The organism is Streptomyces sp. NPDC048288, assembly GCF_043201555.1.
GTDB lineage: Bacteria > Actinomycetota > Actinomycetes > Streptomycetales > Streptomycetaceae > Streptomyces.
Genome location: NZ_JBICZD010000002.1, coordinates 443,036 through 469,038, shown reverse-complemented (window position 1 = coordinate 469,038; position 26,003 = coordinate 443,036). Strand labels below are relative to the sequence as shown.

Annotated in this window: 24 protein-coding genes; 9 read left to right on the top strand and 15 right to left on the bottom strand. The window is 72.6% G+C overall.

Going from position 1 to position 26,003, the window contains the following annotated elements; genetic code table 11:
- The first annotated feature begins 68 nt into the window (after window positions 1-68).
- Window positions 69-2,072 (top strand): FtsX-like permease family protein, encoded by a 2,004-nt coding sequence (locus ACGFZS_RS08420; protein ID WP_393794453.1) that lies wholly within the window; start codon window positions 69-71, stop codon window positions 2,070-2,072.
- Between the two features lie 137 nt (window positions 2,073-2,209).
- Here the strand turns inward: ACGFZS_RS08420 and ACGFZS_RS08415 are convergent, their stop codons facing one another.
- From ACGFZS_RS08415 to ACGFZS_RS08405, 3 genes are all read right to left on the bottom strand, one after another.
- A complete protein-coding gene (locus ACGFZS_RS08415; RefSeq protein ID WP_393794452.1) occupies window positions 2,210-3,139 on the bottom strand; it encodes a hypothetical protein in 930 nt (309 codons plus the stop codon).
- Complete coding sequence (locus ACGFZS_RS08410; RefSeq protein ID WP_393794451.1) at window positions 3,136-3,726, bottom strand: RNA polymerase sigma factor; 591 nt, start codon at window positions 3,724-3,726, stop codon at window positions 3,136-3,138. The genes ACGFZS_RS08415 and ACGFZS_RS08410 overlap by 4 nt, the downstream gene beginning before the upstream one ends.
- Window positions 3,727-3,979: 253 nt before the next feature.
- Window positions 3,980-4,789, bottom strand: coding sequence for an IclR family transcriptional regulator C-terminal domain-containing protein (locus tag ACGFZS_RS08405; RefSeq protein WP_393794450.1), 810 nt, complete (start codon window positions 4,787-4,789; stop codon window positions 3,980-3,982).
- A 205-nt stretch (window positions 4,790-4,994) separates the two neighbouring features.
- Between ACGFZS_RS08405 and ACGFZS_RS08400 the strand changes: the two genes are divergently transcribed.
- The 3 genes from ACGFZS_RS08400 to ACGFZS_RS08390 are packed head-to-tail and all read left to right on the top strand — an operon-like array spanning window position 4,995 to window position 8,930.
- A complete protein-coding gene (locus ACGFZS_RS08400; RefSeq protein ID WP_393794449.1) occupies window positions 4,995-6,104 on the top strand; it encodes a homoserine dehydrogenase in 1,110 nt (369 codons plus the stop codon).
- Window positions 6,097-7,521, top strand: coding sequence for an aldehyde dehydrogenase family protein (locus ACGFZS_RS08395; protein WP_393794448.1), 1,425 nt, complete (start codon window positions 6,097-6,099; stop codon window positions 7,519-7,521). Before ACGFZS_RS08400 ends, ACGFZS_RS08395 begins: the two co-directional genes overlap by 8 nt.
- Window positions 7,518-8,930 (top strand): aspartate ammonia-lyase, encoded by a 1,413-nt coding sequence (locus tag ACGFZS_RS08390; RefSeq protein ID WP_393794447.1) that lies wholly within the window; start codon window positions 7,518-7,520, stop codon window positions 8,928-8,930. The genes ACGFZS_RS08395 and ACGFZS_RS08390 overlap by 4 nt, the downstream gene beginning before the upstream one ends.
- Here ACGFZS_RS08390 and ACGFZS_RS08385 read toward each other — a convergent pair.
- The 5 genes from ACGFZS_RS08385 to ACGFZS_RS08365 all read right to left on the bottom strand — a co-directional run bounded on the left by ACGFZS_RS08385 (window position 8,914) and on the right by ACGFZS_RS08365 (window position 12,995).
- Entirely contained in the window at window positions 8,914-9,351 is a 438-nt protein-coding gene (locus ACGFZS_RS08385) for an Lrp/AsnC family transcriptional regulator (RefSeq protein ID WP_362337645.1), read from the bottom strand. The genes ACGFZS_RS08390 and ACGFZS_RS08385 overlap by 17 nt on opposite strands.
- 98 nt (window positions 9,352-9,449) lie before the next feature.
- Window positions 9,450-10,226 carry a cyclase family protein gene (locus tag ACGFZS_RS08380; protein WP_393794446.1) on the bottom strand — a complete coding sequence of 259 codons (777 nt, stop codon included), beginning with the start codon at window positions 10,224-10,226 and terminating at the stop codon, window positions 9,450-9,452.
- Window positions 10,223-10,900, bottom strand: coding sequence for an HAD hydrolase-like protein (locus ACGFZS_RS08375; protein ID WP_393794445.1), 678 nt, complete (start codon window positions 10,898-10,900; stop codon window positions 10,223-10,225). Before ACGFZS_RS08375 ends, ACGFZS_RS08380 begins: the two co-directional genes overlap by 4 nt.
- Window positions 10,897-12,345 (bottom strand): amino acid permease, encoded by a 1,449-nt coding sequence (locus ACGFZS_RS08370; RefSeq protein ID WP_393794444.1) that lies wholly within the window; start codon window positions 12,343-12,345, stop codon window positions 10,897-10,899. Before ACGFZS_RS08370 ends, ACGFZS_RS08375 begins: the two co-directional genes overlap by 4 nt.
- Before the next feature lie 188 nt (window positions 12,346-12,533).
- Window positions 12,534-12,995, bottom strand: coding sequence for a hypothetical protein (locus ACGFZS_RS08365; RefSeq protein ID WP_393794443.1), 462 nt, complete (start codon window positions 12,993-12,995; stop codon window positions 12,534-12,536).
- Between the two features lie 217 nt (window positions 12,996-13,212).
- Here ACGFZS_RS08365 and ACGFZS_RS08360 point away from each other — a divergent pair, with 217 nt between their 5' ends.
- Window positions 13,213-13,977 carry an IclR family transcriptional regulator gene (locus ACGFZS_RS08360; RefSeq protein WP_365679306.1) on the top strand — a complete coding sequence of 255 codons (765 nt, stop codon included), beginning with the start codon at window positions 13,213-13,215 and terminating at the stop codon, window positions 13,975-13,977.
- A gap of 1,004 nt (window positions 13,978-14,981) precedes the next feature.
- On the top strand, window positions 14,982-16,295 hold the full coding sequence (locus tag ACGFZS_RS08355) for an NAD(P)/FAD-dependent oxidoreductase (protein ID WP_393794442.1): 1,314 nt from the start codon (window positions 14,982-14,984) through the stop codon (window positions 16,293-16,295).
- 30 nt (window positions 16,296-16,325) lie between these two features.
- On the opposite strand, the gene ACGFZS_RS08350 is transcribed toward ACGFZS_RS08355, so the two are convergent.
- Window positions 16,326-17,033, bottom strand: a complete 708-nt coding sequence (locus ACGFZS_RS08350) for an alpha/beta fold hydrolase (protein ID WP_393794441.1) — start codon at window positions 17,031-17,033, stop codon at window positions 16,326-16,328.
- Window positions 17,034-17,158: 125 nt separating this feature from the next.
- On the opposite strand from ACGFZS_RS08350, the gene ACGFZS_RS08345 reads away from it, so the two are divergent.
- Window positions 17,159-17,728, top strand: a complete 570-nt coding sequence (locus tag ACGFZS_RS08345; protein ID WP_393794440.1) for a TetR/AcrR family transcriptional regulator — start codon at window positions 17,159-17,161, stop codon at window positions 17,726-17,728.
- Window positions 17,729-17,757: 29 nt separating this feature from the next.
- On the opposite strand, the gene ACGFZS_RS08340 is transcribed toward ACGFZS_RS08345, so the two are convergent.
- The 4 genes from ACGFZS_RS08340 to ACGFZS_RS08325 all read right to left on the bottom strand — a co-directional run bounded on the left by ACGFZS_RS08340 (window position 17,758) and on the right by ACGFZS_RS08325 (window position 20,540).
- Window positions 17,758-18,408, bottom strand: coding sequence for a DUF3566 domain-containing protein (locus ACGFZS_RS08340; RefSeq protein ID WP_393794439.1), 651 nt, complete (start codon window positions 18,406-18,408; stop codon window positions 17,758-17,760).
- Window positions 18,409-18,684: 276 nt separating this feature from the next.
- A complete protein-coding gene (locus ACGFZS_RS08335; RefSeq protein WP_393794438.1) occupies window positions 18,685-18,990 on the bottom strand; it encodes a 3,4-dihydroxy-2-butanone-4-phosphate synthase in 306 nt (101 codons plus the stop codon).
- Window positions 18,991-19,044: 54 nt separating this feature from the next.
- The gene (locus ACGFZS_RS08330) at window positions 19,045-19,767 is read right to left on the bottom strand and encodes a dienelactone hydrolase family protein (RefSeq protein WP_393794437.1); all 723 of its coding nucleotides are present in this window, start codon (window positions 19,765-19,767) and stop codon (window positions 19,045-19,047) included.
- 188 nt (window positions 19,768-19,955) lie between these two features.
- Entirely contained in the window at window positions 19,956-20,540 is a 585-nt protein-coding gene (locus ACGFZS_RS08325; RefSeq protein WP_393794436.1) for a TerD family protein, read from the bottom strand.
- 534 nt (window positions 20,541-21,074) lie between these two features.
- Here ACGFZS_RS08325 and ACGFZS_RS08320 point away from each other — a divergent pair.
- Window positions 21,075-22,658 carry a hypothetical protein gene (locus ACGFZS_RS08320; RefSeq protein ID WP_393794435.1) on the top strand — a complete coding sequence of 528 codons (1,584 nt, stop codon included), beginning with the start codon at window positions 21,075-21,077 and terminating at the stop codon, window positions 22,656-22,658.
- A 192-nt stretch (window positions 22,659-22,850) separates the two neighbouring features.
- Here ACGFZS_RS08320 and ACGFZS_RS08315 read toward each other — a convergent pair whose 3' ends face one another.
- Window positions 22,851-23,678: a hypothetical protein gene (locus ACGFZS_RS08315; RefSeq protein WP_393794434.1), complete on the bottom strand. Its 828-nt coding sequence runs from the start codon at window positions 23,676-23,678 to the stop codon at window positions 22,851-22,853.
- Window positions 23,675-24,952, bottom strand: a complete 1,278-nt coding sequence (locus ACGFZS_RS08310; protein WP_393794433.1) for a glycosyltransferase family 4 protein — start codon at window positions 24,950-24,952, stop codon at window positions 23,675-23,677. The genes ACGFZS_RS08315 and ACGFZS_RS08310 overlap by 4 nt, the downstream gene beginning before the upstream one ends.
- A gap of 138 nt (window positions 24,953-25,090) precedes the next feature.
- On the opposite strand from ACGFZS_RS08310, the gene ACGFZS_RS08305 reads away from it, so the two are divergent.
- Complete coding sequence (locus ACGFZS_RS08305) at window positions 25,091-25,984, top strand: LysR family transcriptional regulator (RefSeq protein WP_393794432.1); 894 nt, start codon at window positions 25,091-25,093, stop codon at window positions 25,982-25,984.
- The last annotated feature ends 19 nt before the right edge of the window (window positions 25,985-26,003 follow it).

The following is a 26,003-nucleotide window of genomic DNA, read 5'->3' as shown; positions in this document are numbered from 1 at the left end:
CCAACGGCTGACGTGACGTCCGCCGTGCCGGCCGACGCAACGGCCGCCGTGACCGGCGGAGTCGTGCGATGAGGACTGCGAGGCCCCTGGACCGCACCACCTGGACACTGACCTGGCGGCTGCTCCGCGGCGGCGGCCGGCTCGGCCGGCTCGGGGCCGGGCTGTCCGTCGCCGCCGCGGCGATCTGCACCACCCTGCTGCTCCTGTGCGTCGGCGCCAACCTCGGCTTCGGCTCACGCGCCGCGCACGCCGACTGGCGCACCCCCGTCGAGGCCGGGCTCTCGCGCGCCGTGGCCGTCGAGGCGGTGGGCACCACGTTCATCGGCGGTGAGCCCGTGACCGTCGTCGATGTCGCGGCGTTGCCGGGTCGGAGCGGCGAGGCGCCCGCGCCTCCCGGTATGCCGCGGTTCCCGAAACCGGGCGAGGTATGGACCTCGCCCGCGCTCGGCAGACTGCCCGGCGCCAACCGCACGACCGGCACGCTCGGCCGCGCCGCGCTGGTCGACCCCGGCGAGAAGGTGGCCGTCGTCGGGCATCGCGCCGACGACCCGGCGATGACGGTGCGGCGCGGCACCGACCCGCGCCGTCCGGGGGACATCGTCACGCCCACGCCCGTCGCGGACTTCGCGGGGAAGCGCACGGTGGACGGCCTCGGCGTGCAGTACCAGGCTCTGGTGAAGATCGCCACGGCCCTGCTGATCGTGCCGCTGCTCGTGCTCGGCGCGTCCTCGGCCAGGCTGTCCGTCTCCCGTCGCGACACCCGGCTGGCCACGCTGCGGCTGCTGGGCGCCGCGCCGGGCCGGATCGCGGGGATCGCGGTGGCCGAGGCGGTGCTGACCGGCGCGGCGGGGGCCGTCGCGGGCGCGCTGGGCTATGCGGTGCTGCTGCCGCTCGCGGCCAAGGTCCCCCTGGCGGGCGGCAGTTGGTACGTCTCCGATCTCTGGGTCGGTACGGGAGTCCTGCTCGCCGTACTCGCCGGCGTGGTGCTGATGGTGGCGGCCAGCGCGCTGGCGGGGCTGCGGCAGGTGGTCGTGGGCCCGCTCGGAGTCGTACGCCGCTCGCGCACCCCCCGTCTGAAGGCCGTACGCGCACTGCTGTTCGTCGCCGTACTGGCCGGCTACGGGCTGCTGTCCAAGGGCAGGTCGATGGACATCGACGCGGTGGTGTACTGCTGCGCCGCCGTCTTCGCCGCACTGTCGGTCATCGGTCCCTGGGTGGTCGGGGTACTCGGCGCTCTCGTCGCCGGGTCGGCGCGGCGACCGGCGACGCTCCTTGCGGGGCGCCGCCTGCTCGACGACCCGAAGTCCGGGTGGCGCGCGGTGTCGGCGCTGACCCTGGCGGCCTTCGTGGCCGGTTTCTTCGCGCTGTTCAGCCTCGGCGGCGGCTCACCGTGGGGCAGTGCGGACCAGCTCGCGCTGTCCGTGCCGAAGGAACGCGTCGCCGCCGTACGACAGCAGGCCGCCGCACGCCTGGAGCGCGCGGGCATCCACGCCACCGTCGGCACGGACGACGACTGGGTCGCCACCGGCGCGGGCGGACGCGGCGAGCGTCAGGTCACCGCGACCGTCACCGACCCGGGCCGACTGGACGCGGCGCGCGCCGCACTCACCGGCCTCGTGCCCGGCCAGTACCCGCTCACGGGCCCGGACGTCGACTGGCAGTCGCGGCAGTTCGACCGCGACTTCCACCTCGTGACACTGGCCGTGCTCGGTGCGAGCTTCGCCATCGCCATCGCCTCCACGGCCATCACGGCCGCCTCCTCCGTCCTGGACCGCCGCCGCACGTACGGCCTGCTGCACCTCGCGGGCACGCCGTTGCGGGTCCTCGACACGGCCAGGCGTACGGAGTCGGTGCTGCCGGCCGCCGTGCTCGCGGGCGGCGCGGTACTCACGGGGCTGTTCTGCGCGGCACCGCTGACGCTCGCCGGGGGCGCCCCGCACCTGGACGGCGGTAGTGCCCTGCTCCTCGCCGGCTGCCTGGCGCTGGGCTTCGCGGGTCTGGCCGGCGCGAGCGCGGCGAGCCGCCCGCTGCTGCGCACGGTCGCGGGAGCAGCGGGCCCACGCCCGGACTAGCCGGAGCCGCGCCGACGACCCCCGCGTCCGGCGAATGCCCCGAATGCCCTGCGTCACGTGCGAGGCATGCCGGAGCGGGGCCCCGCGGCCACGGCGCACGGTCCAGGGCGGGGCTGTGCGCCGTTCCGCGTCGTCCGTCAGCCGATCGTGTCGGTCAGGCCGGTGGACAGGTACGTCGCCCGGCGCTGGTCCTTCTCGGTCCTCCACGGCTCGGTGAGTTCCAGGAGGGTGCCGGTCTTCGGGGCGATGATCACCTTGGTGGTGCCGACGCCCCCGTGGTAGGCCAGCTCCGTCCCGGTGCGCCCGGCGCTGTCCTTGGCGGTGCCGACGACGGTCACGCCCTTCAGTTCGGCCAGCGCCCGGAACAGGCCGCTGCGCAGTCGCGGGCCGGCGGGGGCGTTGGCGAGGAGGGTGGTCGCCTGCACGAAGCCGAGCGTTCCCGCGTCCTCGTCCTGGTCGGCGGAGGCCTTGGTCGTGGTCTCGATCTGCCGCAGAAGCAGCGCCGGGTTCGTGGTCAGCCGGTCCAGACCGTTCCAGTCGTAGGTCTTCGACCCGAGCCGCCAGCCGGGAAACCGGGTCTTGCGGGGGGTCTTGCCGGAGATGACGTAGGTGGCGTCCATGGAACGCGTGATGTACGACTCGGCGGAATCGGTCTCGACCTTCCAGTACCTCCCCGAACCGGCCGACTGCGTGGCGGCGACCTCGGCGACGTCGTTGAGGAAAACCGATGCGGACCGCGGCCGCGCCCCGTGCCGGGTACCCGCTTCCGTGTTCACGCCGACCACCGTGACGCCGGCCGCGACCGCGGCCAACGCCAGGACGGCGAGGACGCGACGGCGCTTGTGCGACGGCGTCACCGTCACCATGGCGTCCTGCCGTACCTCCTCCCGCAGGGCCCGGCCCACGTCCTCCCGCACGGCTTCCTCGACCGCCGCCAGCGCCCGGGCCAGCACCTGCGCGGACGGGGGCTCGACCCGGCCCGCCGCCTGCAGCGCCGTGCCGCCCGGGAAGTCCATCAGTGCCTGCCGCTCGCTCACGCCCGTCTCCTCCATGTCGTGTGTCCTCATGCCAGGTCTCCTGTCACGGCAGGGCGCCGGCCCGCCCGGCGGGCCGGCGCGAGCCGTTCGCGCAACCGGCCCCGGGCCCGGTGCAGCCGCGAACGGGCCGTCCCCGCCGGGATGCCCACGGCGGCGGCCGCCTCGGCCGGCGTCAGCTGCTCCCAGCTGACGAGGAGCATCACCTCCCGTTCCTCTGCGGGCAGTTCGGCCAGCGCGCCGCGCAGCGCGGGCGCCAGCGCCGCCGCGTCCAGCCGCTGGTCCACCGCCTGCCACGGGTCGGTGACCTGATCCCCCGGCGGGGCCTCTGTCCGCGCCGCCCGCCGCACGGTGCCGGCGAGGACGTTGCGGGCCACCCCGAACAGCCAGCCTCGCGCCGACCCGCGCGAGGCGTCGAACGTGTGCCGCGCGGCGAACGCCTGCAGCCAGGCCTCGGCCAGCAGATCGTCCGCCGCGCCGGGCATCCGCCGCGCGAAGTAGCCGTGCAGCGCCACCGAGTACCTCTCGACCAGAGGCGTGAACGCCGCCGGATCCGCGGCCGACAGGGACAGTTGGGTGTCACTGTCACGATCGCCGTACGTGTCGTGCTCCGATTCCACGGAAGCTCCGTCTCCGACCGCCGGACGACGGTCTCACCCCGTACTTGTCACACCGCGCCGGTTGCGTTCGCGCCCCGCCCCGGCCCCGCGTTGGCATCCGCGGGGAAAGCCGCGCGAACAGAGTCGTCCCAGCGGATGCCGGTGGTGGTGCCGTACCTCGCGACGCGGAGCCGGTGGCTCCTTGTCCGACGGGATGTCGTCGCGGGCGAAGAACTCGTGCGGGCCGCGGTCCTCGGAACGCGGCTCGGCGGGGTCAGGGCGGTGTGTCCGCACCGTCGATGTACTTCGCCAGTGCTGTGGCGGCGGCCGTGAGGTCCGTGTGGATCGTTCGCTCGTGGACCGTCAGGTCCTGTTGTCTGCCGACGACCGACACCGCGGCCCTGATGCGTCCGGCGGTGTCGCGTACGGGTATGGCGTACTCGGTGACGCCGTGTTCGAACTCACCGTGCGCCGCGATGACACCGCGCAGGCGGTCACGGTCGTTGGCCGCGGCGACCTCGCTCGCCGAGTGGGCCGCGTTGGGGCCGCCGACGCCGATCAGCTCGTAGTCCTCAAGCAGGGTGGTGATCTCCTCGGCGGTGTGGTCGAGGAGCAGCGCCCGGCCGGCGCCGGTGCACCAGCACGGGGTGACGAGACTCGTCCCGCCCTGCCACTCCTGGGCGAAACCCGCGGCGGACTCGGCGCGCAGCAGCCGGACCTGGACGCCGTCGCGGACGGAGAGCCGTGCGCCCGCACTGTGCTGGACGGCCAGGCGGCGCAGGAGCGGGCGGCTGCGGGCCAGCAGGCCGGGATGCAGGGACGCCGCCGTGGTGAAGAAGGCGCTGCCGGCGCGGAGCGTCGAGTCGTCGAGGCGCTCCAGGAAGCCCTTGTCGCACAGGTCCTGGGTGGTGCGTGACGCCTTGCTGCGCTCCACGTCGACCTCGTCGGCGAGCCGGCTGACGTTGAAGCCGTTCCGGCCGGAGGTTTCCCGGTCCAGGACCGTGTTGACCATCCGGAGGGCCATGCGCAGCGAGGAGGCCGTCCCCATGCCGGATGGGCGGGGGGTGGGGCCGTTCGTCGTCACCTTCGCACTATAGCGAGCGGGTGATCAGCGGGCCGGTGGTCAGCGGGCTGGCACGGCGACTGCGACGCAGGACGAGCGGTATGTGTCCGGTGCACATCGGCAGGTCTTCCGGTCGTTTCGGCATGGCTTCGCTGACCGGCCCGCGCGTGAGGCTGTCCGTGGTCGGGCCGCCAAGTGGGCGGTGCCGCTGGAGAAGGAGGACCGGATGACCCGATACGACCTCGCGCTCATCGGATTCGGCGGCGTGAACCGTGCGCTCGCGGAGCTGATCGCCGGCCGTGGAGACGCGCTGGAGGCCGAACTCGGCTTCGCGCTGCGGGTGGTGGCCATCACCGACCTACGGGCCGGCTCGCTGGTCCGCACCGACGGGGAGGGGATCGACCTGGCTCCGCTGCTCGCCGCCGCCCCCGGCGAACTGGACTTCTCCCCGATGGACGGCGGCAGCGCGGACCCCCGCAACGAGTGGGTGATCCGCGAGGTGCCCGCCGACATCGTGGCCGAGGCGACCTTCACCAACCCCGCCGACGGCGAGCCCGCGCTGTCGCACGTGCGGTGGGCGATCGAGGCCGGCAAGCACGTGTGCACCACCAACAAGGGACCGGTCGCCCTGCACTGCCAGGCCCTGCGCGAACTGGCCCGGCGGCACGGGGTGTGCTTCGAGTTCGAGGGCACGGTGATGTCCGGCACCCCCGTGCTGCGCACCGCCCGCCGGATGTTCGGCGGCCTCGCCGTGACCGGCTTCGAGGGCGTCCTGAACGGCACCTCCAACTACGTCCTCGGCCGCCTGGAGTCGGGCCTGTCCTTCGCGGACGCCGTCGCCGAGGCCCAGGCCCTGGGGTACGCGGAGGCCGATCCGACCGCCGACGTCGAGGGGTACGACGTCCAGCTGAAGGTCATGATCCTCGCGAACGAGGTGCTGGGCGCCGACCTGACCCGCGCGGACGTGCCCTGCACCGGGATCTCCGCCCTCGCCGCCGAGGACGTCCGCCGGGCCGCGGCCGAGGGGCTGCGCTGGAAGCTGGTCGGCTCCGCCGCCCGCCGCCCGGACGGCACCGTCGAGGCCCGGGTCGCCCCGGTCGCGCTGCCCGACGGGCACCCCCTCGCCGGGGTCACCGGGCCCGTCAACACCGTCGCCTTCCACACCGACCTGCTGGGCACCGTGACGGTGGGCGGCCCCGGCGCCGGCCGCATGGAGACGGCGTACGCCCTGCTGTCGGACGTCATCGGCATCCATGAGCAGACCATGGCCGGTGCGGTCGGCACGGTCGGCACGGTCGCCGACAACAAGCCCCTTCAGGAGGCCCGCCGTGGCTGACACCGCCCTGAGCGCCTCCCTCAGCATCGGCAGCATCGGCATGGCTGCCGTGCGCAACCCCTACACCGGCGAGACCATCGGCTCCGTCTGCCTCACCCCGGCCACCGCCGTGGACGACGTGCTGCGGCGGGCCCGTACCGGGCGGGAGACGGCCCGTCGGCTCTCCCGCGCCGCCCGTGCAGCCGTGCTGGACGGCGCGGCCCGGCTGATCGAGGAGCGGGCCGAGTCGTTCGCCCGGCTGATCGTCGCCGAGGCGGGCAAGACCCTGGTCCAGGCCCGCAAGGAGACCGGCCGCGCGGTCAACACCCTGCGGCTGTCCGCCGCCGAGGCCCGCCGCAACGCGGGCGAGGTGGTGCCCTTCGACGCGTACGCGGGATCGGAGGGCCGGCTGGGCTGGTTCACCCGTGAGCCGCTGGGCGTCATCGCGGCCGTCACCCCGTACAACGACCCGCTCAACCTGGTCGCGCACAAGCTCGGCCCCGCGGTCGCGGGCGGCAACGCGGTCGTCCTCAAACCGTCCCTGCTCACCCCGCTGTCCGCGCTGCGGCTGGTCGACACCCTGGTCGAGGCCGGGCTGCCGGAGGAGGTGGTGACCGTCGTCAACGGCGGCGCCGAACTGGGCGCGGCCGTGGTGGCGGCGCCGGACGTGCGGATGGTGTCCTTCACCGGCGGGTTCCGTACCGGCGAGGCCATCGCCCGTACCGCGGGTCTGAAGAAACTCGCGATGGACCTGGGCGGCAACGCCCCCGTCCTGGTGCTCGCGGACGCCGACCTAGACGCGGCCGTGGCGGCGTGTGTCTCCGGGGCGTTCTGGGCGGCCGGGCAGAACTGCATCGGCACCCAGCGGATCCTCGTCGAGCGCGAGGTGTACGCGGAGTTCCGGGACGCCTTCGTCGAGCGGACCCGGCGGCTGCGGGCCGGGGACCCGGCGGACGTGGGCACCGACGTCGGCCCGATGATCAGCGAGCAGGCGGCGGCCACCGCCGAGGCCACGGTCACGGCCGCGCTCGCCGAGGGCGCGCGGCTGCTGTGCGGGCACCAGCGGGACGGCTCGCTGTACGCGCCGACCGTGCTGGAGGACGTGCCGGGCACCTCGGCGATCTGGCGCGACGAGGCGTTCGCGCCGGTCGTCGTGCTCCAGCCCGTGGACTCCTTCGAGGAGGCCGTCGCGCGGGCCAACGAGATCGACTTCAGCCTGCACGCGGGCGTCTTCACGGGCTCGCTGGACCGGGCGATGGCCGCGGCCGACCTGCTGGAGGCCGGTGGCGTGATGGTCAACGACTCCTCCGACTACCGCTTCGACGCGATGCCGTTCGGCGGCTTCAAGTACGGCAGCATGGGCCGCGAGGGCGTGCGCTTCGCCTACGAGGAGATGACCCAGCCGAAGGTGGTCTGCCTCAACAGGGAGCCGGCGTGAGCGAGTCGGGCATCGGGTTCCGGATCGAGTCCGACGCGCTCGGGGACGTGGCGGTACCCGCCGAGGCCTACTGGGGTGCGCACACCGCGCGGGCCCTGGAGAACTTCCGGGTCAGCGGGGTTCCCGTCGGCGCCCACCCCCCTCTCGTCCGGGCCCTGGCCCAGGTCAAGCACGCGGCGGCGCTCGCCAACGGCGAGATCGGGGTCCTGGAACCGCACAAGGTGCGGGCGATCGCGGCGGCCTGCCGGGCCGTCGCGGAGGGCCGGCACCACGACCAGTTCCGGGTGGACGTCATCCAGGGCGGCGCGGGCACCAGCACCAACATGAACGCCAACGAGGTGATCGCCAACCTCGCCCTGGAGCACCTGGGCCACGAGCGCGGTCGCTACGAGCACCTCGACCCGCTGGACGACGTCAACCGCTGTCAGTCCACGAACGACACCTACCCCACCGCCCTGCGGATCGCCATCAGCGCCGCACTGACCGAACTGGCCGCCGAACTCACGCTTCTCTCCGCCGAGTTCAGAGCAAAGGGCGAGGAGTTCGCGGACATCGTGAAGGTGGGCCGCACCCAGTTGCAGGACGCCGTGCCGATGACGCTGGGCCGGGAGTTCGCGGCCTTCGGCGTCACGCTCGCCGAGGACGTCCAGCGGATCGGCGAGACCCTGCCGCTGCTGGCCGAGACCAGCCTCGGCGCCACCGCGATCGGCACCGGCATCGCCGCCGAACCGGGCTACGCGGCAGCCGCCGTACGACACCTGCGGGCGCTGACCGGACTCGACCTCACGCCCGCCGCCGACCTGGTCGAGGCGACCTCCGACACCGGCGTGTTCCTGCTGGTGTCGGGGGTGTTGAAGCGTACGGCGGTGAAGCTGTCGAAGGTGTGCAGCGATCTGCGGCTGCTCGCCAGCGGACCGCACGCGGGCCTCGCCGAGATCAACCTGCCCGCCCTGCAAGCCGGTTCGTCGGTGATGCCGGGCAAGGTGAACCCGGTGATCCCCGAGATGGTCAACCAGATCGCCTTCGCGACCGCCGGCGCGGACGTCGCGATCACCATGGCCGCCGACAACGGGCAGTTGCAGCTCAACGCCTTCGAACCGCTCATCGGGCACCTGCTGTTGCAGCACATCGGCTGGCTGACGCACGGCTGCGCGGCGCTGCGCACCCGCTGCGTCGCGGGCATCACCGCCAACCGCGAGCACCTCGCACGCACCGGCGCCGGAACGGCCGGAACCGTCGGTGCGGTGACGGCGCTCGCCCCGCGCATCGGCCACGAGACCGCCGCCGACGTGGCCCGGGAGGCGGCACGGACCGGGGCGGACATCGCCGACATCGTCGTACGACGCGGGCTGCTTGACCGTACGACCGCGCTGCGCCTCATGGCCGCGGACGTCACCGCGGCCGGCTGACCACCCGGGACAGCGCCAGCGCCGTCACCGTGTCCCGTACACCGGGCATCTGGGCCATCTGCTCCCAGATGCCCTGTACGCGTTCCAGGGAGGCCGCCTCCACGCTGACCAGCAGGTCGAACTGGCCGCTGAGGACATCGCAGGAGACCACCTCGGGGATGCGTTTGAGCGCGGCGAGGACGTCTCCGCCGCGCATCCGGTCCTCGCGGTAGACGAGGACGTGCGCGGCGACCACCGTGCTGTCCGGCCCGTGGGACGGGCGGACGATCGTGTAGCCGCCGATGTGCCCCTGCCGCTCCAGGCGTTCGACGCGCTGGCGGACGGCGTTGCGGGACAGCCGTACCCGCTGGCCCAGTTCGGCGTGGGAGATCCGGGCGTTGCGGGTGAGTTCGGTGATGATCTGCTCGTCGATGGCGTCCATGGCGCGGTGCCTTTCTCCTCACGGGTCTCCGGACGGGCGAAAGCTCCGGCGGCCGGATCCCTCGGGACGGCCGCCGGAGACGGTGGTGCGGCGGAGGTTCAGCCGGCAGCCTGGTGCAGGGCGAAGACGCGGGCCGGGAAGCCCGAACCGCCCTGCGGCTTGGGCCAGGTGGCGACGATCAGGGCGCCCGCCTCCGGTACCCGGTCGAGGTTGGCCATCAGCTCGATCTGCCAGCGGTCCCGTTCCAGCACGTAGCTCTCCAGGCTGAAGTCCCCTGCGGAGGTGGCCAGTCCGGGGTCGGTGTCGGTCTGCTCGTGCCCGATCGCGGTGACACCGGCCTCCTCGAAGAGGTACGTCAGGACCTCGGCGGACCAGCCCGGGTAGTGGCTCACCCCCGCCGCGTCCTTGTTGGCCATGGCGGCCGGGTCGGGCCAGCGGCGGCCCCAGCCGGTGCGCAGCGCGACGAACGCCCCTTCCGGGACACGGCCGTTGCGCGCCTCCCAGGCCGCCACGTCGGCCGTCGTCGGTACGGCGTCCGGGTCGGCGTCGACCCGCTCGGTGATGTCGAGGACGACGAGCGGCAGGATCATCTCGTCGACGGGTATCTCGTCCAGGGTGCGGGCGCCGTCGACGAAGTGCACGGGCGGGTCGACGTGGGTGCCCCACTGTCCGACGATCGTGTACAGGTGCACGTTGAAGCCGTCGCCGCGGGACATGTCGAAGGGCATCTCGCGCTTCTCGTCCGGGAAGGCCGGGAAGTGCGGCTGGCCGGGGTGGAAGGCGTGCGTGAGGTCGGTGCGGACCGTCTTGCCGATCAGTTCCCGGTGCAGGGCCCAGAGGGGCGGTTCGGTGGCGGTGGCCGTGTCCGGTGTCATGCGTGCTCGTCCTCTTTCTCAGCGGTGTTCAACAAGTCGGCGAGTTGGGCCGGTTCGGTGACGGACGCGAGGGCGCCCGCCGACTCCTCGGGGCCGCCGTACCCCCACCGCACATGGACGGCGGGGATCCCTTCGGCGGCGGCGCTCTCGATGTCGTAGGCGCGGTCGCCGACCATCAGCGGGCGGCTGACGTCCGCGCCGGCCGCCCGCAGCCGGGCGACGCACTCCCGGATCACCAGCCGCTTCGTCGTACGGCCGGCCTCGTCGGACACCCCGCAGACGGTGCTGAGGCGGGAGTCGAGGCCGAAGCGGCGGGCCATCAGCTCGGCCTGGTCCTGCACCTTGGAGGTGGCGATGCCCAGCGGGAGCCCGCGCGCGGTCAGGGTGTCGAGGAGTTCGGGTATCCCGTCGTAGACGGTGGCGGCGGACGCGCCGGTGCGGGCGTAGGACGCGCGGTAGGCGGCGAGGGCGGCGCGCGCGGCGGGCTCGGGGAGGCCGACGACGTCGCGGAAGGTGTCGTACATCGGCGGGCCGACGAAGGTGCGCAGGGTGGGCGCGTCGGGGACCGGGGCGCCGACCGCCCGCAGGGCCTCGGCGGCGCTGGCGGTCACGCCGGGGGCGGAGTCCACCAGGGTGCCGTCGAGGTCGAGCAGGACGCAGGTGGGCGGCTTCACGCGGCCGCCCCGGCGGCGGTGCGGCGGCGGCCGTGGCGCAGCCAGTGGTAGAGGTAGCAGCCCGCCACGAACGGGACGCCGAAGTACAGGGCCGTCGCCTGCGCCGGGTCCAGGGCGATGCCGATGAGCGAGGCGAGGCACAGGACGAAGGCGAGGACGGGGACGACCGGGTAGAACGGCGTGCGGTAGGGCAGGGTGCGCGGGTCGCCGCCGTCGCGGACGAAGGCCCGGCGGTGGAAGAACTGGGCCGCGACGATGGACATCCAGACGCCGACGGCGGCGAACCCGGCGATCGACACCAGCACCAGGTAGACGGTCTCGGGTGCCGCGACGCTGCTCACCAGGGAGGCGAGGCCGCCGAGCATGCTGAGCGCCAGCGCGGTCAGCGGGATGCCGCGGCGGCTGAGCCGGCGCAGCGCCTGCGGGGCCTGCTTCTCCTCCGCGAGGGAGAACAGCATGCGGGCGCAGGAGTACAGGCCGCTGTTGCCGGCCGACAGCAGCGCGGTGATGATCACGAAGTTCATGGCGTCGGCGGCGTAGGGGATGCCGAGGGACGAGAAGACGGTGACGAACGGGCTCTCGTCCAGGCCGACCTTGTCGTACGGGATGGTCGCGGCGATCACCGTGATCGCGCCGACGAAGAAGACCAGCAGGCGTACGACGGTGACGCGCAGCGCCTTGGGTACCGCCTCGGCCGGGTTCTCGGTCTCGCCGGCGGCGACGCCGATCAGCTCGGAGCCGGAGAAGGCGTAGAACGCGGCGAGCACGGTGACCAGGACGCCGGAGAAGCCGTTCGGGAAGAGGCCGTGGGAGGTTTCGAAGTTCTGGAGGAGGAAGGGGTGCGAGCCGCCGGAGGCGAGCGGGTGGAAGCCGAAGAGGGCGGCGCCGCCGAGGACGATGAGGGTGACCACGGCGATCACCTTGACCAGCGAGAACCAGTACTCGGTCTCGCCGAAGACGCGGGCCGAGAAGGCGTTCACGCCGAAGACGACGGCCGCGAAGACCACGCACCAGACCCAGACGCTCACCCCGGGGAACCAGCGCTGCATCAGCAGCCCGCACGCGGTGAACTCGGAGCCGAGGGCGACGGCCCAGGTCAGCCAGTACAGCCAGGCGGTGGCGAAGCCGGTGGCGGGGCCCATCGAGCGGGAGGCGTAGACGTGGAAGGCGCCCGAGACGGGGTAGGTGACGGCGAGTTCGCCGAGGCAGGCCATCACCAGCCAGACGACGAACGCGCCGACCAGGTAGGCGAGGACGGCACCGAGGGGACCGGCCTGGGAGACGGTGTATCCGGTGCTGAGGAAGAGCCCGGAGCCGATGACGCCGCCCATCGCGATCATGACGAGATGGCGGGAGCGCATGGTGCGGCGCAGGCCTTCGGAGGGCGGCTGCGGAGCGGGGCCGGTGGCGGTCGGAGGGTTCTCCGGTACGGCTGAGACGGACACGGCGGTCTCCTCTGCGGGAGCGGGGCGGGGCGGGGAGGACGGGGCGTGGGGGGTGATCGGCAGGGCATGGCGGTGGGGTCGGGCCACTTTCGGGGGTGAGGGGTGCGGGGTGCGCGAGGGGTGGCCGCGCACGGGCAGGAGCGGTCGTCCGGTACGGCGACGGGCTCGGGGGAGTAGCTGGAGGGGGCTCAGGCCCGGGTGACGAGGTCCATGGGGGCGGTGAGTTCGATCACCGGGACCTCCCAGGGGTGGACGTCGGTGAGGCGGGCGAGGAGCAGGGCGAGTTCGTCGTCGCCGACTGTGGCTTCGACGTACGTGGTCACCGTGAGCGTCGAGGAGAGGAAGCGGCCGCCGACCGAGCCGAGGGTGGGGCGGGCGCCGGTCCGTACGGTGAAGCTCTCCACGCCGAGGGCCACCTCGAACACGTCGCCGTAGACGCCGAAGTCCCCGAGTTCGGGCGAGGTCTCCAGGACCCGCAGCAGCGGGGCGAAGGACTCGTCGGAGCGTAGTACGTCCAGGTCGCCCGCCGCGCACGCGGCCAGGGTCGCCGCCGGGACCGGCCAGTGCACCTTGATCGCGCGGACCGTGCGGCGCCGTACGGGCTTCCGGTCCTGTGCGGCGGTCCCCGGCGTGATCGTCGTCGTGGCCATGCGTCCTCATCCCTCGGCGTTCGGCGGCGGCTGGTACGAGGATGTTAGGCGTGCATTAAATGCACGGCAAGATGCAGATGCTGCACAATTTCTGATCGTTCCGGGGTGACGTTAGAGTCCGCACCGGCAGGTCGCGGGACGGCGACCCCTGGCGACCCGGGCGCACGCAGGGGCGGACGCAGGGGCGGACGCGGGTGTCGGCACGGAGGAGGAGCGCGTGGACTCGAGCGTGACGAAGGGCCTGGACGCGCTGTCGGCGCTCGCCCGCGGCACGGCCGGCGGCCGGGGGCACGGGTCCGGGGTGTCGGTCTCGGAGCTGGCCCGGCAGATGGGCCGCGACCGCAGCCAGGTGTCCCGCATGATCACCGCCATGGCCGCGGAGGAGTTCGTCGTCCGCGACGACGCCTCGGGCGGCGTCACCCCGCACTGGCGGCTCTACTCCGCGGCGCGCGACCTCACCGGGCACCGGCTCCGCACCGACGGACTCACGGCGTTGGAGGGCATGGCCGCCGAGACCGGCGAGAGCTGTTACCTGGGCGTCCTGGTCGGCGACAGCACCGTGACCATCGCCGAACGGGTTCCGCCGGGCAGCCGCCAGCTCGGCTCCTGGATCGGCCGCCCCTACCCGGCCTACTGCAGCGACTGCGGTCAGGCGCTGCTGAGCGACGCCGACGACGACGAGGTGGCCGCGGTCTTCGCCCGCACCGAGTTCGTCCGCCACGGCCCCAACACCCCCACCGGCCTCGCCGACTTCCTGCGCCGGCTGGAGCTGACCCGGCGGCGCGGCTACTCCGTCGTCGACGAGGAGGCCGAACCCGGCCTGTACTCGGTCGCCGTACCGGTCCGCGACTTCACCGGCGAGGTCGTCGCCGCCGTGCAGGTCGTCGGACCGCGACGGCGTCTGGAACCCCGGACACAGGCGTGCGTGGACGCCGCCCTGCGCTGGGGCCGCCGCCTGGAGACGGCCCTGCGCGGGGCCTGAACGGATACGGGAAGCGGCCTTTGCTTCATCGGCACGGTCCGCGCACGGGTGAACGGCTGCCGGGGCCCGCTCCGGTGACGCTCGGCGGTGCCGTCAGGGGAGTGGATCAGAACACGCCCTTGTCCCTTGTAGCTCTGCCAGCCGGTGGCGAGCCTGGTGCGGGCGCCGAAGGAGCCCTTGCCGTTGCCGTTGTTGCGGTAGAGGGCACCGGAGGTGCCGCGGGAGACGAGGTCGGCCCTGCCGTCGCCGGTGATGTCCCCGGGCGAGGTCAGCACGTCGTACTGTGTCCAGCCGCTGGTGCCCAGCGAGGTGTACGCCGTCGACGGGGTCACCGCCGACCCGCAGGCGGGCCGGTAGGCGCGCCGCGCGCCGCTGGTGTAGCGCACGAGGACGTCGTTGCACCGGTCGCCGTCCAGGTCGCCGTACGGCACGAACTTTGCGCTCGTCGGCCAGCCGGAGCCGGTCTTCCTGCCGGTCAGGGTGCCGGTGCCGGTGCCGTACAGGTACGTCAGTCCGCCCGAGCCGTTGAGGGTGAGCACCTCGCCGAAGCCGTCCGCGGTGGCGAAGTCGCGCCGGACCGGGGCCGCGCCGGTGACCTTCACCCGAAGCGGGCGTCCCCGCCTGCCCAACCGCCGCCGAGACCGTCCGTCACGAACGGACCGTGACCGGCCGGTGTGCCACGGCGACACCGCCCGCACCGCCCTCCGGTACACCTCCCGGAGCCGGATCCGCGAGGGTGCGGTTCGGCCCGCCCGGGTGCGGTGGTTCCACAGGGTGATCCTGCCTGCCCTGTCCCACGTGATACGGCGGTTTCCGCATCTCGGGTACGCCACCTGTCGTTGGCGCGGTGTCCGTGCAGGTTCCGAGTCCGGAGTCACCGTGCCCGCTCCTCCCGCCGCACCGTCCACGCGTGTTTGCGCTTGGATCCCCGAGTTCCCCGAGTTCCCCGTGTTCCCCGTGAACCTGGTGTTCCCGGCGTCGCGCCCTGCCTGGGGAGAGCCGTGGTGCTGAACGCGGAAGTGGTGGTCGTCGGGGCCGGCATGTTCGGTGCGGCGGCGGCGAAGTATCTGGCCCGGGGTGGCGCCGACGTCCTGGTGATCGGTCCAGGAGGACAGTCACCGTCGCACGGCGCCCCGGCCTCGCTCGCCCCTTTCGGTGCCCATCACGACGAGGCGCGGATCGTACGACGCCTGGGGTGGGACCGGGTCTGGGGCACGCTGGACACCCGCTCGGCCGACCGCATGCGCGCGCTGGAGGCCGAGTCCGGGATCGGCTTCCTCACCGAGTGCGGCGCCCTGGCCCTGATGGGCAAGGGCGTACGGGACCGGACCGCCGAGATGCTGCGGCTCGCCGGCGCGGCCGGCGTCACGGTGGAGGAACTCTCCGGCACCGATCTGGGCCGGGACTTTCCCGACCTGGCCCTTCCTCCGGTGGCCGGCGGGGTCGACGGCCTCCTGGAGCGGCAGAGCGCCGGGTACCTGAATCCGCGGCTCCTGGTGCGGGCACAGTTGCGACTGGCCGCGGCGGCGGGGGCGCGGTTGGTGAACGGCCAGGTGGCGACCGTGGACAAGAACCCTTCCCCGGCCGGGCGTTGGCTGGCGCAGGGGACGGCAGCAGACGGCACAGCCGTCCATGCGCGGGCGGAGCAGGTCGTCGTCGCCACCGGAGCCCTGGCCAACCAGAGCGGCGCCCTGCCCACCGGCGTCCGGCTCGATCTGCACGCCTACACCGAGCCCAACCTGCTCTTCGAGGTCCCGGCCGGGCAGTTGGAGCGGTTTCGGGACCTGCCCACCGTGGTGGTCGTCGATCCGGAGGACCGGGGCAACGACAACCTGTCGGTCTACCTCCTGCCGCCCGTCCGGTATCCCGACGGCAAGTGGTATGTCCGGACCGGCCCCGGCATGCAGCCGCTCGTCCGCGAACTGCGGACCGCCGAGGAGATGCTCGCCTGGTGCGCCGGCGGGACGATCGGCGCCGAGCAGGCGCGGTTCCTCGCTGCCATGACGCGCACGCTGATTCCCGCCCTGGAGCCCGTCTCCGTACGCCCGTCCTGCTGCGTCGTCGACAAGACACCGACCCGGCACCCCTACATCGGCCCCCTCGGTGAGGACGACGGGCTCTTCGTCGCCGTCGGCGGGAACGGCCACGGCGCCCGCGGCTCCGACGAGATCGGACGCCTCGCCGCGACCCTCGTCCTGGGCGGGCAATGGGACTTTCCGCTGCCCCGGGAGGTCTTCGCACCGGTCCCTGCTCCCGCGCCCCGGGTTTCCGGGGCGGACCGGCCGCCGTATCTCACACCGCCCTTCGGGCTCTGCTGACCACGGCTGTCGCGGGCCCCACGGAGGGGCTCAGCCGGTGGTCTTGGCGGCCTCGATGATGAGGTCGGCCACGGCGTCGGGCTGGGAGATGGCCACCGCGTGCGACGCCTCGACGCGTACGACGTGCGATCCGGCGCGTTCGGCCATGAACTCCTGCGCCTGGCCGGGGATGGCGTTGTCCTGCGTCGCGATCAGTGCCCACGACGGCAGCGTGCGCCAGGCCGGCGGGCCGGACAGCTCCGCCGTCAGGGCCTGCACGCGTACCGAGCGCTGGGTGACCGCGAGGACGTCGGTGACCTCGGCGGGCAGGTCACCGGCGATGACGTCCCGGTAGTGCTCGGGCAGGATGCGCAGCTCCGGTTCGCCCTCGTACTCGGTGGCGACGGTCGTGTCCGGGCCCATCTTGGCGCCTGGGAAGCGGGAGGCGTTCTCCAGGCAGCTCTCGCCCTCGTCGGGCTGGAAGGCGGCCACGTAGACCAGGGCCTGGACGTTCGACGCGTCGCGGGCGGCGCGGGTGATGATCGCACCGGCGTAGGAGTGGCCGACCAGGACGACCGGGCCGTCCACGGCCCCGGCGACGGTGGCCGCGTACCGGGCGTCGGACTCCAGGCCGCGGAGCGGGTTCGGGACGGCGAGGGTGGTGTAGGCCTGTGCCTGGAGCTTGGCGATGACGCCCTTCCACATGCCGGAGTCACCGAAGGCGCCGTGGACGAGAACGATCGTGGGGGTGGTGCTCATGGGGTTCGTACCTCACAGAGAGAATGATCGGTCTTTCTGGGAGAAAGACTAGTCGTTCTCCCTGGGTGCGGCAACGTGACGAGGGCGACCGTACAGAACGACTGGTCTTTCTTTACGATGGATGGATGACGACCGCCTCGGAGCTCCACCCCAAGGACCGGCTGCTGCGCACCGCGTCCCGCCTGTTCTACGCCGAGGGCATCCACGCCGTCGGCGTCGAGCGCCTCATCACCGAGGCCCAGGTCACGCGCGCCACCTTCTACCGGCACTACCCCAGCAAGGACGACCTGGTCTCCGCCTACCTCACGACGACCGCCGAGGGGATCCGCGACGCTGTCGGCCGTGCGCGAGACGGCAGGTCGCCGCGCGAGGCGATCCGTGCGGTGATGGCCGTCCTCGGCGACGCGACCCTCGAAGACGGCTTCCGCGGCTGCCAGTTCCTCAACGCGGCCGCCGAGTACCCCGACCGCACCCATCCGGTGCGCGCGGTCATCGACGACCAACGCACCTGGCTGTTCGAGGTGTTCCGGGAACTCTCCACCGACCTCGGCCATCCGGACCCCGGGCACGCCGCTCGCGTACTCGTCCTGCTGCACGACGGCGCGTTCCAGGCTGCGGAACTCGGCGACCCGGCGGTCGTCCGCGAAACCCTGCGCCGAGCTGTCGACGAGGTGTTCCCCGCCGAGCAGGCCTGACCGTCACGTCGTCGCGGAGGCTACGGCTGCTACGGCTGCTGGGGGCCGTGGCCTGCTTCGACGGCGGGTGGGGAGGAGTCGTCGGGAGGCTGCCGGTAAGGGCGCTTGCCGGCCACGGAGTTGATCGGCAGGACGGTGCGCAGGCGCCGGCGGGCGCGGGCGTGCAGCCGGGTCATGAGCTGGAGGGCCTGGGCGGTCGGTGTCGGATCGGTGAGATCGTCGGTCAGTGACACTTCGACGCCGCCGCTGAACTGGGCGGTGTAGTTGTACATGAAGCTGCACAGGCATGCCAGAGCGGTGCCCAGCAGGACCTCCAGCGCGACCGCCCCGGTGGCGATGACCAGCGTGTCCGCCGGCGTCGGCCACTCGCCCGGGGCCGCGATGTCCAGAATCACCGACGCGGCGAGCAGGGCACCGAGGACGCTTACTCCCAGGCAGCCCAGGAAGAGGAAGCTCATCACCGTGACCGACCAGGGGTTGGTCTCGGATATGCGCATACGGGTGGGCCGGCGCGGTGGAGCGTGCGAGAGGGTGTGATCACGGGTCGGCGCGGTGTGCGGCGACCCGGGCTCGGGTGCCGTGGGGGTGAGCGCCGTCGGTGCCGTCACGATGCGGGGCGCGATCCTCGGCGGCCGCTTACGGGCCCTGCTGCGGGTCTTGCTGCGCTTGGTTCCGGTCATGTCTACTCCCCGGTTGGTCTACACCTCCGACGTTATGGGCAGGTGTGCGGTCACGCACCCCCGGTGATGACGGTGAGTGAGCGGGAGCGCGTCGGCCTCAGCGGTACGCGTCGACGGCGAACCGCAGAACGCGCCGCGGCCGGACAAGGCATCACCCATTCGGCCTACGCCGGCCGGCCTTGCCCCCCCCCAGTGGGCGGGCCGTACGGCTCTCGTCGGCACCGTCCCCGCGACCGCCCGCCGGGGTCCTGGTCGGCGTGGAAGCCGGGCGGACGCTCACTGTGCCATCGGCGCGGGCTGGGTGCCGGGGTCGGCCGGCGTCCGCAGGGTCAGGGCCCGGTCCGCCGTGGAGATTCCCGAGCCGGTGCCTACCGTGTCCACGGAGACGGTGTACGCGGTCGTGTCGAGCGGGTCGGTGCCGGGGGCGGGCGGGACCATCAACGGCAGTTCCAGCCGGTCGGCGAGCTCGGGTGCCAGCGGCGCGCAGATCAGGCCGCTGGTGAAGCGGACGAAGAAGCGTCGGTTTCGGTGCCACGGTCGCACGCGGGTCGCGACACGGTGGCGGCCGAGCACGACGGCCACCGCCCCTCCGCCCGGCCCGCTCCGGCGCACCGGGCACTGTGACGCGGTGTCAGTTCAGATGCCGGCGAAGAACCTCAGCGAACTGTCGATTTCGAACGACGGCACCTCTCCGTGCCGGCCGGTGTTGGCGTGCAGCGTCTTCTCGGGTGAGGCCAGTGCGTCGAACAACGCCAGGCTCTGGTCCCGCGGAACCAACTGGTCGTCCCACTGGACCACGAACTGCACCGGTGCGGTGATCCGTGCGGCGTCCTCGGCCAGACCGTGCACGCCGAGCAGGCCCAGCACCGCGGCCCGGATCCGGGGTTCCGCGACGATGAGCGGGATGCCGAGCCCGCAGCCCATCGACATACCGCAGTAGCCCACCGGGCCGACGCCGACCTGGTCGAGGCGCTGGACCGCGGTCAGCACGGTCCGCCAGTCCGCGACGGCCTGAGGGGCCAGATGGCCGTGCAGGCCGGCGACCAGCGCGCCCGGGTTCTCACCGGCGGCCATGCCGGCCCGCATCTCGGCCGCGATCCGGCCGAACTCCTCGCCCTGGGGCCGGTCGCCGTGGTGGGGCGCGTCGATCGCGACGACCGCGAAGCCCTCGGCGGCGTAGCGGCGAGCGCGGGCCACGTTGCCGGGGGCCGTCTTGTGCTGCCCGCCGCCATGGCCCAGCAGAATCAGCGGACGGGTACCGGAGGCGTCTTCCGGCGTCCACAGCACACCGGGGATCCCGTCGAGGGTGAAGAACTGCTCGGTGACGCCGTCCGACGACGTCAAGGAGGCGAAGCGCATCAGTGTTTCAAGCCTTTCGGGATGCCTTGTGCGGGCGCTCCCTAGACCACGCGGAGGAGGGAGTCCCGACCTGTCACAGCGTTGATCGGTCTCACCTCCTCGGACTCGCGGTCGTGCATGGCGGCGCCGAACGTATCACGGAGATCCACACCCGCTCCCCGCCGGGACGAACGTCGCCCGACGCGGCACTAGTTGCTGACAGCGAAGCGCATGAGGGCGTGCTCGTCCCCCTGCTTGATCTTGCCGGTCGTGTTGATCACTTCGAGTTTCCAGCTGGCGCCGACCCGTATCGCCTTGGCCACGGCGCAGCCGTTGTCCTGGGTGAGCAGGCTGGGCCAGATGTCGGCGACCTGCTGCGAGCTGCCTCCGGTCGCGTCGTAGACCTTGAAGCTGATGTTGCGCGCCTTCTGGAACGAGCTGCCCTTCTTGTACGCGGCGGCGACGAACACGATCGCCGTGATGTTCGGCGGGATCCGGGCGAACTCGACGGTCACCGTCTCGTCGTCGCCGTCCCCGTGGCCGGACTGGTTGTCGCCGCTGTGGACCAGCGAGCCATTGCCCATCGGGTCGAGCGAGTCGAGACCCGCGAGACGCACCGGTTCCCCGCCCTGCAGGGCGATGGCGATCAGGTCCAGGTCGGTGCCGGACTTGCGGCGCAGCTTGCCCAGCACGCCGCCGCTGCTGCCGGCGGTGGGATCCCAGGACACCCCGATGGACAGATGGGTCACTCCGTCCAGGTCGGCCGGGCCGTCTTCCTTGGTGAGCGTGATCATGCCGTGGCTCGTCCTTGTCTCTCAAAGGGACTACAACACGCAAAGTGTGCCCGGCGCCTTCACGGTCCACTGCGAGGGGCCGACCGGAACCGGGTGTACAGCCTGCGGCGAGCCGCTGCCAGGGAGTACTGGCAGGCTGCTGTCGTTGCCTGGATCGAAGCGATCCGGCTGGTGAAGCGCGGCATGACCGAGGAGTAGATCCGCAGCGCCGGCGAACTGGCCGCCGGCCGCTCCTCCGAGGCCGACACGCTCGTCACCATGGCCCGCGAGTGTGGCTGGTGACCGTCCACCGACATTGCCGCTGTTCCGCCTGAGGCTCCGTCGCCCCGTCTTCCCGGTCTCCGTATCTGTCGGCGTGCGGTCTCGGAGGCCGGGCGGACCTCCTCGCCGGGCAAGTCCGTGCTTCTCCCCGGCGGGAGAGCCGCGTGGTCATTCTTTGTCGTACCTTGATCAGGAGTATTTCCTCGCTTGAACTGTCATGCCTGTGACGCGCCTACGATTGGCCGACTTCGGGGGTTTGAGGGGGAGTTGTAGATGCCGCGACGGAGATCGCTCGCGTTCGTCGGTGTGGCCGCGCTGGTACCGCTGGTTGCTTCCGCCGCCTCCGGCGCCTCCGCGCAGGCGGCGTCGGGCTCGCTGACCGTCACCACGCTGGGGCGGCACGGTGGCAAGGTCTCGACGACGGTCACGGTTGTCGCCGTGCCGTCCGGTCAGACGTACAGCGTCAAGTCCGGCAAGCGGATCAGCCTGCCGTCGGGGCGCTACCTCGCGATGACCGACATCTGGGAGCACGGCACGGAAGGCCTGGGCACGGACACCATCGGCGCTCAGGTCGTACAGGTGTCGGGCAGCAAGTCGGTGACGCTCGACGCGCGCAAGGGCAAGCTCGTCAAGGTGTCGCTCGACACGCCCGCCGACGTGACCGACCCGCCGCGGATCAGCGCGCAGGTGTGCGCCGCCACCGTCGGCAACATGCCTTCCGCCTACAGCGCGGGCGGCTGGAACGACGAGGGCGCCCTCTACGCCATCCCGAACTCCTCCAAGCTGCTGCAGTTCGGGTACATGGCGCAGTGGTCGGGCGACGACAGCTACGTCGCCGTGAAGAACACCACGGGCATCCCCGGCGCGCCCGGTGGGTCGTTCACGCGGTCGAAGCTGGCGACGATGCGTTTCTCGGTACGCGCCGGTACGCAGATGGCTCAGCAGAACGACACCGCGCTCCAGGCGGCACCGAAGGTCGACGACTGCACGACCGACCTGATGGCAGAGGTCCGCGACGACAGCGCACCGTACAGCGCCACCGTCCATGTGACTCCCGGGACCTGGCAGCCGCGCGACGACATCATCGCGAGCAACGGCGACGACGTCGGGGGTGGTTTCCCGAAGGTGAGGACGTTGAAGGAGGGGCAGAGCGTCACCCAGTCCTTCGGGCGGGCCGCGTGGAGTCCACTGCACTACCTGCCCCTGCTCGGGCAGAAGTCCGTCACCTTCCTTCCGGACGCCCTGATCGGCGACCCCGACGTCGGCGGTCTCTGGGCCGACCCGACGAAGGAGACGGTGGTCCTGTCCAAGGGAAGCACCACCGTCAAGAAGAAGACACTCACCAACTGGGGTACCGGGGACGCCGAGTTCGACGCCGGCATTCGCTCCGCCGGTTGGTACCGCCTGACCGTCGACGCCCACCGTTACCGTCCGGGTATCACCTTCCCGGCCGGCATGCTGTCGCCGCGGGCCACCCTCGACTGGCACTTCAAGGTGGCCGACCCGGCCAAGGTGATGGTCGCGCCCGTCTTCCTCACCCGCTTCCTGCCCACCGGACTCAACAGCCACAACCAGGCCGCGCCGAACAGCACCACGACGGTCCAGGTGAGCGCCGGGCGCGCATCCCAGGGCTCCGACATCAAGCTCACCAAGGTGACCGCCAAGTCCGTCCGGGTCTGGTCGTCCGCCGACGGAGGCAAGACCTGGAAGGCGGCGACCGTCAAGCACTCCGGATCCGCCTGGCAGGCGACCGTCCACAACCCGGCCTCCGGTGCCGTCGCCCTGCGCTCGGAGGTGACGGACTCCGCCGGGGACCGCTCGGTGGAGACGGTGTACCGGGCGTACGCCATCGGCTGAGGCTGAGGCCGCGGCCCCTTGACGGCCCAATGGCCGGACGGCCGGTCCGACGGCCCGCGTCGGCCCGGAGGAGTCCCACCTCCGGGCCGCGCCCGGCGACGCTCCCTTGCGGACTCGGTCACAGATCAGCGGCAGAGGCAGGCGCGCGGCGCGAACCCGCCCCCTGTGGGCGGTATTTCGCGCTGTGCGACCTCAGCCGGTACGCGTCACCTCGACCGAGAGGTCGTTGTCCACCGTGTAGTAGGGCCGTACCAGGGCGCCCGCGGCATCGACCGACGGGTAGACGAAGACGTCCTTGCGGTCCGCCACGTCGTCGAGGAGGCGGGCGACGCGGATGAAGGGAGTCTCGGGGGCGGGCCGGACGAAGACGTTCCAGACGCCGCCTGCGGAGCCCGTGGCCTCGGCCAACTCGGCCAACTCCTGGTGGGTGAGGGTGAAGGAGAAGGCGCGGTCCTCGGGTGCTGGCCGTGGCCGTGGCCGCAGGGTTCGTACCGTGCCGCCGCTTCCGCGCAGGCGCAGTTGCACGGTGGCCCCGCTCCGGAGGGACGTGCCGTGCAGGCGTGCGGTCACCGTCATTGAGCGGTCCGTGACGTCGATGCCGTCGGCCTCCGCGTGGGCGGGGCGCAGCCAGGCCCGGACCGTGAGATGGCCGTCCTTGGTGACGTAGGGGATGCGCACGGCCAGCGGGGAGGGCCGCTCGCGCAGGTGTCCGTCGACGAGGGCCCGCAGATCGCGCAGCCCCGGGCGCAGCCGCTCGCGTCGCGGCGCCCCTGGTCCGCCGAGCAGATAGACGTCCCAGCGGCCTTCCGCGAGGACGGGCTCCGGGCCCAGGACGGCGCGTCGGCGACCGTCCGCGGCCGGCTCCAGATCGAGGACGTGCAGGACCTTCTCGGGCTGCCCCTTCTTCGGCCGCAGCCGCAACAGCAACCGCTCCTCGCCCTCGGCCGGTCCGGGCGGCAGGGCGAAGGTGATCCGGCCTTCGGCGTCGACCGTGCAGTCCACGTGCGGTTCGGTACTCACCGCTGCCTCCTGCGCAGTGCGCGCCGCCGCATGTCGTCGGCCGCGGAGTACGCGGAGTGCGCGGCGTCGCGGGCGGCGAAGCCGTGGCCGGACAGGACACGGCGCACGCGGGTGCGTTCTCGTACGACCCGGCGGCCCGCCCTGCGCGCCGAGACCGCCTCGGAGATCAGTTGCTCGGCCTGCCCGACAACCGGCCCGGGAGCGAACCGGCGCGCGTTCTCCAGGGCCGCCCGGCCCGCGCGGCGGCGCCGCTCGTCGTCACGGACGAGTTCCAGCAGGGCCGCACCCAGCGCCTCCCGGTCCCCGACGGGCACGAGCCGGCCGTCGACGCCGTCCGCGATGATCTCGCCGGGGCCGTACGGGCAGTCCGTGCTCACCACCGGCAGCCCGCAGCGCATCGCCTCGACGATCGTCATGCCGAACGGCTCGAAGTCGGACGATGCCGCACCGATCGACCCCTTGACCCACTCCGCCTCCATCGGTGTCGCCGCGCCCATCAGGAACACGTTGTCCCACAGGCCGAGTTCCGAGATGAGCCGCCGTAGCCGGTCGCGCTCCTCGCCCCTGCCGTAGATGCGCAGCCGCCAGTCGGGGTGCTCGGCGGCGACGGCGGCGAACGCCTCGATGAGCAGGTCGTAGCGCTTGACCGGGACCAGCCGGCCCGCCGCGACGACCACCTTCGACGTGCCGTCCGCGGCGGGCAGCGCGGGATCCGGCACGCTGTTCGGGAGGGCCCGTACCCGTATGCCGGGCAGCCGCATCTTGCGCCGGTAGGCGGCGGCGTCGGCCTCCGTCACCGTGGTGACCACGTCGAGCCCGCGGTAGGCACGGCGCAGCGCCGTCCGCAGCCGGGGCGAGTGGTTGTCCAGGGTGAGGTGCTCCTGCCCGATGCGGGCGACGTGCCGCGGAGCCTGGAGCGCGAGGTGCACGTTCAGCCCGGGCCGGGTCCCGATCACCACGTCGGCGTCGATGCCGGCCAGGCACGCGCCGATCCGCCGGTCGGTCAACTCGCTGTACTGCCCGTACCGGTACTCGGCGCGCGGGAACACCCGGGCCGGCCTGAGATGCAACGCGTGCTCGTTCTCGTGCCGCAGGTCGACCAACGGCCGCAGCCGCACCCGCGGGTCCAGGTCGAGGTTCGGGCGCTCCCGGTGACGCAGTACGGAGACGATCTCCACCTCGTGCCGTTCGGCCAGCGCCCGGGCCAGGTTGAAGGTGGTGGTGATGGTGCCTCCGATCCCGTAGCCGTTGTGCAGCAGGAAAGAGATCCTCATGATGGTGTGGACTGCGCCAACACCCGCGCGGTTGCCTCCTGTTACCACTTCGTACGGCTCTTCGTAACTTTCCCGTACCTCTCGCGAAGGGGTACGTCGCCGCAGGGCGGTCGGCTCCATGGCTCTACGCTGGTGCGGGTGGACCTGAACCTGCTGACCGCGCTCGACGCGCTGCTGGAAGAGAACAGCGTGCAGGCGGCGGCCGACCGTCTCCATCTGTCCGCGCCCGCGCTGAGCCGGGCGCTGACCAGGATCAGGCGGTCGACGGGGGACGACATCCTGGTCCGTACGGGGCGCACGATGACGCCCACGCCACGGGCCGTGGCGATGCGCGACGAGGTGCGGGCGCTGGTGCAGCGGGCGAACGAACTGCTGGGGCCCGCGCAGGAGTTGGACCTGGCCGCGCTGCGGCGGACGTTCACCGTGCAGGGGCACGACGCGCTGATCGGGGCGCTGTATCCGGCGCTGCTCACCCGGGCCGCGGTCGAGGCGCCGGGGCTGAACCTGCGGTTCCTGCCGGAGCCGGCGGTGGACACGCCCGGCCTGGCGCGCGGGCACGTCGACCTGGAGGTGGGGGCGACGGTGCCCGCGGCACCGGAGATCAGCCACGAGATCGTGGGACACGACCGGCTCGTCGCGGTGTTCCGGGCCGGCCACCCGTTGGAGGAGGACTTCACCCTGGAACGGTTCGCATCCGCGTCGCACGTCATCGTCTCGCGGCGCGGCCGGCTGCGCGACGGGCTCGACGAACTGCTCGCCGAGCGCGGACTGGAGCGCAGGGTCGTGGCGGCACTGCCCACGGCCGCGCTCGCGCTGCAGGCCGCCGCGCACAGCGACACCGTCGTGGTGGTCGCCCGTCATCTGTGCGCGCGGACCCGGGACGATCTCGGGCTGCGCATCCACGACCTCGACCTGGACCTGCCCGCCGCGCCGGTGGTGCTCGCCTGGCACAGCCGGTACGACACGGACCCCGAGCACACCTGGCTGCGCGGGCACTGCCGTACGGCGCTGGCGGAGGCCTTGGCGCAGTAGGGCGGGGCGGGCGGGGCGG

Excerpts from the sequence above, each read along its gene's own strand:
- ACGFZS_RS08420 (WP_393794453.1), top strand. The coding sequence starts at position 69 with ATGAGGACTGCGAGGCCCCTGGACCGCACCACCTGGACACTGACCTGG.
- ACGFZS_RS08415 (WP_393794452.1), bottom strand. The coding sequence starts at position 3,139 with ATGAGGACACACGACATGGAGGAGACGGGCGTGAGCGAGCGGCAGGCA.
- ACGFZS_RS08400 (WP_393794449.1), top strand. The coding sequence starts at position 4,995 with ATGACCCGATACGACCTCGCGCTCATCGGATTCGGCGGCGTGAACCGT.
- ACGFZS_RS08385 (WP_362337645.1), bottom strand. The coding sequence starts at position 9,351 with ATGGACGCCATCGACGAGCAGATCATCACCGAACTCACCCGCAACGCC.
- ACGFZS_RS08380 (WP_393794446.1), bottom strand. The coding sequence starts at position 10,226 with ATGACACCGGACACGGCCACCGCCACCGAACCGCCCCTCTGGGCCCTG.
- ACGFZS_RS08365 (WP_393794443.1), bottom strand. The coding sequence starts at position 12,995 with ATGGCCACGACGACGATCACGCCGGGGACCGCCGCACAGGACCGGAAG.
- ACGFZS_RS08350 (WP_393794441.1), bottom strand. The coding sequence starts at position 17,033 with ATGAGCACCACCCCCACGATCGTTCTCGTCCACGGCGCCTTCGGTGAC.
- ACGFZS_RS08345 (WP_393794440.1), top strand. The coding sequence starts at position 17,159 with ATGACGACCGCCTCGGAGCTCCACCCCAAGGACCGGCTGCTGCGCACC.
- ACGFZS_RS08340 (WP_393794439.1), bottom strand. The coding sequence starts at position 18,408 with ATGACCGGAACCAAGCGCAGCAAGACCCGCAGCAGGGCCCGTAAGCGG.
- ACGFZS_RS08330 (WP_393794437.1), bottom strand. The coding sequence starts at position 19,767 with ATGCGCTTCGCCTCCTTGACGTCGTCGGACGGCGTCACCGAGCAGTTC.
- ACGFZS_RS08325 (WP_393794436.1), bottom strand. The coding sequence starts at position 20,540 with ATGATCACGCTCACCAAGGAAGACGGCCCGGCCGACCTGGACGGAGTG.
- ACGFZS_RS08320 (WP_393794435.1), top strand. The coding sequence starts at position 21,075 with ATGCCGCGACGGAGATCGCTCGCGTTCGTCGGTGTGGCCGCGCTGGTA.
- ACGFZS_RS08310 (WP_393794433.1), bottom strand. The coding sequence starts at position 24,952 with ATGAGGATCTCTTTCCTGCTGCACAACGGCTACGGGATCGGAGGCACC.